Raw genomic sequence first — 5,563 nt, 5'->3', positions numbered from 1 at the left:
GGAAGCGATGGCCGCCGGAGACCGCGGCCGTTTCAATCAACTGGTGGCCGCTCTCGGAGCAGAATGCCGGAATGTCGATGACGGCGAGCGGGTCGGTGGTCTCCAACCAGAGCCGACTGCCCGGTTGCATCCCCGCCAGGCGCTTCTTGGCCTTGAGCACGGGCAAGGGGCAGTTCAGCCCCTTGAGGTCATAAATAGCGGCGCGATCAGCCACGGGCGATATCAACCGCCGAACATGCCGAGCAGCTTGTTCTTCAGCTTCGTCACGCGACTCTCGTCGGCACTCGCCGCTTGCGTTTCAGCCATTGGCGCCGTTTCCGAAGGAGCCGCGATGGTCGCGGTGGCGACTGGGGCCTCCTTGGCGGCCTTCTCGGCCTCCTTTTCGGCCAGAGCCTGGGCCTTGGCGGCTTCCTTGGCTTGCTTAGCCGCCTCAATGGCAGCCAGCCTCTGCTCCTCGGCCTTCTGCTTGGCAGCTTTTTCCGCGTCAAGAGCCGCCATCTTGCGGCCAGCGGGCGAATCGATGCGGCCCATGCGTGCCGTCTCGGTGACCGAGCCGTCATTGTTGAGCGACGGCGGATCGATCGGTACGCGTTCGCCGCGTGCGCGGCGCTTGGACCAGTCGGAGACGATGCTGGCTTCCTTGATACCGGCGATGGTCGGCTTGGGCGCCGGCACGCTGGCCTTGACCGCGCCGCTGAACGCCGCGTCATAGGTGCTCATGTAGGAATTGTAGGCGCTCTTCAGCGAATCAGGCTGCGTCGTCGCCGGGCAGGCGCCAGTCGGATCGAATGTCTGACCGTCGGCGGCTACCTGGTTGAAGACATAACGCTTCTCGCAGACATCGACCTTCGGCGGCACCTTGGTGATCTCGAAATTGTCGTAGCCGACCTTGAGCATCTTCCAGAAGTCGTAATTCGGGTCGTTGCGGTAGCGCGCCATGTTGGCGGCGGTCATGCGGAACGGAAACGCCTGGATCTGGAACTCGGTCTGGCCGCCCTGGAAGGCGTCGCGGCCGAAGGCATAGATCTGCTCGATCTGCGCATCGGTCATCGAATAGCAGCCCGACGACGAACAGGCGCCGTGCACCATCAAATTGGAGCCGGTGCGGCCGTTGGCGCGGTCATAGGCGTTGGGATAGCCGATGTTGAAGGACAGATGGTAGTTCGAGCGCGGATTCATCTGCGCCGGGCGCACCGTGTAGAAGCCTTCCGGCGCCTGGCGGTCGCCTTCGGTGTATTTCGGCCCGAGCTTGCCCGACCATTTGCAGATGTCGTAGCTGGCAACCATGTCATAGCGGCCGTTGGTCTTGGCCTTCCAGATCTCGAGCTTGCCTTCTTCCTTGAAGATGCGGGCCATCACCGACGAGGTGCGGACCATGCCCTTGGCCCTCATGTCGGCGAGGATCTTGTCGGGCAGCGGCTTGTTGGCCTCCGGGGCAAAATCCTTCATCGACGAATTGTTGCAGCCGGCAACGCCGAGGGCAGCGATCAGGATTCCGGTGCGGGCAAGCTTGACAAACATGGCTACGGATATCGTCTTTTCTCTGGCGCCAGGACGTTTCCTGCCCCGGCTGCTACACTGCGCATCGACGGACCCTAAGCCCGTTAACCCTAATAAATTCCTTACCGCAAGTGCCGACGCATCCCCCTGCGGCAGTCTCATTGAGCCGAATGCAGCGGCATTTTTGTGGCAAAAATGCTCCGCTCCGCCACATTGTTGCGGCCAAGGGTGCCTGTGGTCAGAGACTGCGGCCCATGGCCAGGTATTTTTCGCGGCGCTGTTCGCGGAAATCGGTGTTGGCGCCGGCGAAGTCCTTCATCGTCCTGGCGATGAGGTCTCCGGTCGCGGCGATCACGGTTTCGGCGCCGCGATGCGCACCGCCGAGCGGCTCGGGGATGATGGCGTCGATGATCTTCAGTTCCAGAAGATCCTGCGCGGTGATCTTCATGTTGGTCGCCGCGTCCTTCGATCGTGTCGTGTCGCGCCACAGGATCGAGGCGGCACCTTCCGGCGAAATCACCGAATAGATGGCGTGTTCGAGCATGTAGACGCGGTTGGCGGTGGCGATGGCAATGGCGCCGCCCGAACCGCCTTCGCCGATGACCACCGAGATCGACGGTACTTTCAGGCCAAGACAGGTCGAGGTTGAACGGGCGATAGCCTCCGCCTGGCCGCGCTCCTCGGCGTTGACTCCGGGATAGGCGCCGGCCGTGTCGACCAGCGTCAGTAGCGGGATCTTGAAGCGGTCGGCCAGTTCCATCAGCCGTACCGCCTTGCGGTAGCCCTCCGGCCGAACCGAGCCGAAATTGTGCTTCAGGCGGCTGGCTGTGTCGGAACCTTTTTCCTGGCCGATGATGGCAATGGGTTCGCCGCGGAAACGGGCGAAACCGCCGACGATCGCCTGGTCCTCACCGAAATTGCGGTCGCCGGCCAGCGGCGTGAAATCGGTGAACAGGCCCTTGATGTAGTCGACGCAATGCGGCCTGTCGGGATGGCGCGCCACCTGCACCTTCTGCCAAGGCGTCAGCGCCTTGTAGGCATCGCGCAATGCGTCGCGGGAGCGCTTCTCGAGACGGTTGATCTCGTCGCCGACATCGACCGCCTCGCCATTCTCGGCAAGCTTCTTCAGCTCGAGGATCTTGCCCTCGAGGTCCTGCACCGGCTTTTCGAAATCGAGGTAATTATACATGCGTGAGCGGACCGATACGTCGGAAGGCAGTGGCTGACGGAACCCTTGAATCTAAGGCTCCGGGCGGTGAAATGTCGTCCTCACATAGCGATATGAGGCCTAGTCGGCAAGCGGATGATGATCGTTGACCAGCCGCACCAGCCGCTCTTCCAGCACATGGGTGTAAATCTGTGTCGTCGATATGTCGGCATGGCCAAGCAATTGCTGCACGGCCCGCAGATCGGCGCCGTTCTGCAGGAGATGGCTGGCGAAAGCATGGCGCAGCACGTGCGGCGAGATCTTCGCCGAGGCAATGCCGGCCCTTGCCGCCAGCCCTTTCAGGTCACGCGCGAAGACCTGGCGCGAGAGATAGCCGCTGTCCGAGGCGGCCGGAAACAGGAACGGACTGTCGGCCAAGGCTGGCACCTTGGCGCGGGCGGCAAGCCAGGTCTTCATCGCCGCGCGTGCCTTGGCGGAGAGCGGCACCATGCGCTCCTTGTCGCCCTTGCCGCGCACCATGAAGAAGCGGTCGTCGCGTTGCGCCACCGTCACCGGCAAGCCGACCAGCTCGGAAACGCGCAGGCCGGTGGCGTAAAGCACCTCGACCAGCGCATGCAGGCGCAGTGATGCCAGGCTGTCCCCATCGCCCGACGAGACATCGCCGGCTTCAATTGCTGCACGGTCGATCAGCCGGCCGGTGTCGGCCTCGCTCATCGTCTTGGGCAGCGGGCGGCCCTTTTTCGGGCTGTCCAGCGTGCCGGTCGGGTCATCGCCGCGCAGGCCTTCGGCGTAGAGGAATTTGAAGAACTGGCGGATCGCCGACAGTTTGCGCGCCTGCGACGTGGCGGCAAAGCCGCGGGCGGCAATGTCGTCGAGATAGGCGCGGATATCGGCGGCGGCGGCACCGGCCAGCCCGCCATCGATCGCGCCGGAAGCGTCCTCGAGGTCGCGGCGGTAGGAGGAAAGCGTGTTTTCGGCCGCGCCCCGCTCGGCGCTCATCATTTCCAGAAAGGCTTCGATGCGGGCCGCGCTGTTCATTCAGCTTTTCTTGGGATTGAGCTTTTCCGGAGGGATGCGCACGCTCATTTCCCCCTTCTTTGGCTCGACGAACATCACCAGTGCGAACATCGTACCATAGGCAATGCCAGCCAGAATCGCCGTTACCACGACAAAGCGAAACAGTGTCGGCATCAATTTTCGCCCGTCTTCTTGTTCTGCGTTTCCAAACCCTGTCCCCTTATGGGACGCCAATCCGGCCAATTCAAGGAAGAAGCTGGGGCCTGTTAGCAACTTCTGATGCAGACCCTGCCGGTCCATATCGGGTTCAAGGCACTTGCCACGCTTGACGCAAACGGGCTTTTCATGTCGATACGCCGGCAAAGAGGGCCTTCGAAACATCCGATGAACGCGCTGCCAGCAAATCCTCCAGACGAGAACCACGCCGCGTTGCTCGGCAGGCTGGGCAGCCGTTCCGTCGTCTTCGTCGGACTGATGGGCGCCGGCAAGACGGCGATCGGCCGCAAGGTGGCGACGATGCTGGCGCTGCCCTTCATAGACAGCGACCAGGAGATCGAAAGCGTCTCGCGCATGACCGTTCCGGAACTGTTCGAGCGCTACGGCGAGACCGAATTCAGGGCGCTGGAGCAGCGCGTCATCCTGCGCGTGCTGGAAAACGGGCCGCAGGTGCTGTCGACCGGCGGCGGCGCCTTCATGAATGCGCAGACGCGCGAGGCGATTGCAGCGCAGGGCGTCTCGGTGTGGCTGAAGGCCGAACTCGACCTTCTGATGGATCGCGTCGCCAAGAAACAGAACCGGCCGCTCCTGAAAAGCGCCGACCCGCGCGCCGTGCTGGAGCGGCTGATGGGCGAGCGCTATCCGGTCTACGCGACATCGGACGTCACAGTGCCGACCCGCGACGACCGCAAGGAAGTCATCGCTACCGAGGTGGTGGACGCGCTGTGCCGGCATTTCGGCATTGATCAGGCGGCTGCGACGGGCGAGGTGGAACAGTGAGCATCGAGGCACCCGTTGTCGTCGAAGTCGGCCTTGGCGACCGGACCTACGACATTCTGATCGGCTCGGGGTTGTTGGCCCGCGCGGGTGCCGAGATTGCGCGCCGGCTGCCGGGCACACGCGCCGCGGTCGTCACCGACGCCAATGTCGCGGCAGCGCATCTCGATGCGCTGAAGGCCAGCCTCGAAACGGGTGGCATCCAGACCGCGGTGATCACCCTGCCGCCTGGCGAGAAGACCAAGAGTTTTGCCCATCTCGAAGAGGTGGTCGACGGTGTGCTGGCTGCGAAACTGGAGCGCGGCGACATCGTCATCGCCTTCGGCGGCGGCGTTATCGGCGACCTTGCCGGCTTTGCCGCCGGCATCGTTCGGCGCGGCATGAATTTCGTGCAGATTCCGACCTCGCTGCTGGCGCAGGTCGATTCCTCGGTCGGCGGCAAGACCGGCATCAACAGCCCACGCGGCAAGAACCTTGTCGGCGTCTTCCATCAGCCGAAACTGGTGTTGGCCGACACAGGGGTGCTCGACACGCTGCCGATCCGGGAATTCCGCGCCGGCTATGCCGAGCTCGCCAAATACGGGCTCATCGACCGGCCGGAATTTTTCGCCTGGCTGGAAAAGAATTGGGTCCAGGTTTTTGCCGGCGGGCCGGAGAGGGCGCAGGCGATTGCCGAAGCCTGCCGCGCCAAGGCCGACGTGGTTGCGCGTGACGAGTTCGAGACCGGCGACCGCGCGTTGCTCAATCTCGGCCACACATTCGGCCACGCGCTGGAAGCCGCCACCCAATATGACGGAAGCCGTCTCGTCCATGGCGAAGGGGTCGCCATCGGCATGGCGCTGGCCTACCGGTTCTCGTCGCGGCTCAATCTGGCCAGCCCCGACG

At 63.6% G+C, this 5,563-nt stretch carries 7 protein-coding genes; 2 read left to right on the top strand and 5 right to left on the bottom strand.

Going from position 1 to position 5,563, the window contains the following annotated elements:
* From EN991_RS21360 to EN991_RS21340, 5 genes are all read right to left on the bottom strand, one after another.
* A partial coding sequence (locus tag EN991_RS21360) for a sulfurtransferase TusA family protein (RefSeq protein ID WP_164769249.1) occupies nt 1–214 on the bottom strand: 214 nt, incomplete at its 3' end.
* A gap of 8 nt (nt 215–222) precedes the next feature.
* Nucleotides 223–1,521, bottom strand: a complete 1,299-nt coding sequence (locus tag EN991_RS21355) for a murein L,D-transpeptidase family protein (RefSeq protein ID WP_024503733.1) — start codon at nt 1,519–1,521, stop codon at nt 223–225.
* A gap of 217 nt (nt 1,522–1,738) precedes the next feature.
* The gene (locus tag EN991_RS21350; RefSeq protein ID WP_024503734.1) at nt 1,739–2,689 is read right to left on the bottom strand and encodes an acetyl-CoA carboxylase carboxyltransferase subunit alpha; all 951 of its coding nucleotides are present in this window, start codon (nt 2,687–2,689) and stop codon (nt 1,739–1,741) included.
* Between the two features lie 99 nt (nt 2,690–2,788).
* Nucleotides 2,789–3,706, bottom strand: a complete 918-nt coding sequence (locus tag EN991_RS21345; protein ID WP_063169115.1) for a site-specific tyrosine recombinase XerD — start codon at nt 3,704–3,706, stop codon at nt 2,789–2,791.
* Nucleotides 3,707–3,859: a hypothetical protein gene (locus tag EN991_RS21340; protein WP_013529356.1), complete on the bottom strand. Its 153-nt coding sequence runs from the start codon at nt 3,857–3,859 to the stop codon at nt 3,707–3,709.
* A gap of 210 nt (nt 3,860–4,069) precedes the next feature.
* Here EN991_RS21340 and EN991_RS21335 point away from each other — a divergent pair, with 210 nt between their 5' ends.
* Together EN991_RS21335 and aroB are read left to right on the top strand one after the other, a co-directional pair.
* Nucleotides 4,070–4,681: a shikimate kinase gene (locus tag EN991_RS21335; RefSeq protein ID WP_024503735.1), complete on the top strand. Its 612-nt coding sequence runs from the start codon at nt 4,070–4,072 to the stop codon at nt 4,679–4,681.
* Nucleotides 4,678–5,563, top strand: an 886-nt coding sequence (gene aroB, locus EN991_RS21330) for a 3-dehydroquinate synthase (RefSeq protein ID WP_127369488.1), incomplete at its 3' end; no start/stop codon positions are given. The genes EN991_RS21335 and aroB, both read left to right, overlap by 4 nt.

The sequence above is a fragment of the Mesorhizobium sp. M7A.F.Ca.US.005.03.2.1 genome, from assembly GCF_003997795.1.
GTDB classification, from domain to species: Bacteria; Pseudomonadota; Alphaproteobacteria; order Rhizobiales; family Rhizobiaceae; genus Mesorhizobium; species Mesorhizobium ciceri.
This window is presented reverse-complemented; position numbering and strand designations above follow the sequence as displayed.

Excerpts from the sequence above, each read along its gene's own strand:
- EN991_RS21345 (WP_063169115.1), bottom strand. The coding sequence starts at position 3,706 with ATGAACAGCGCGGCCCGCATCGAAGCCTTTCTGGAAATGATGAGCGCC.
- EN991_RS21350 (WP_024503734.1), bottom strand. The coding sequence starts at position 2,689 with ATGTATAATTACCTCGATTTCGAAAAGCCGGTGCAGGACCTCGAGGGC.
- EN991_RS21340 (WP_013529356.1), bottom strand. The coding sequence starts at position 3,859 with ATGCCGACACTGTTTCGCTTTGTCGTGGTAACGGCGATTCTGGCTGGC.
- EN991_RS21355 (WP_024503733.1), bottom strand. The coding sequence starts at position 1,521 with ATGTTTGTCAAGCTTGCCCGCACCGGAATCCTGATCGCTGCCCTCGGC.
- EN991_RS21335 (WP_024503735.1), top strand. The coding sequence starts at position 4,070 with ATGAACGCGCTGCCAGCAAATCCTCCAGACGAGAACCACGCCGCGTTG.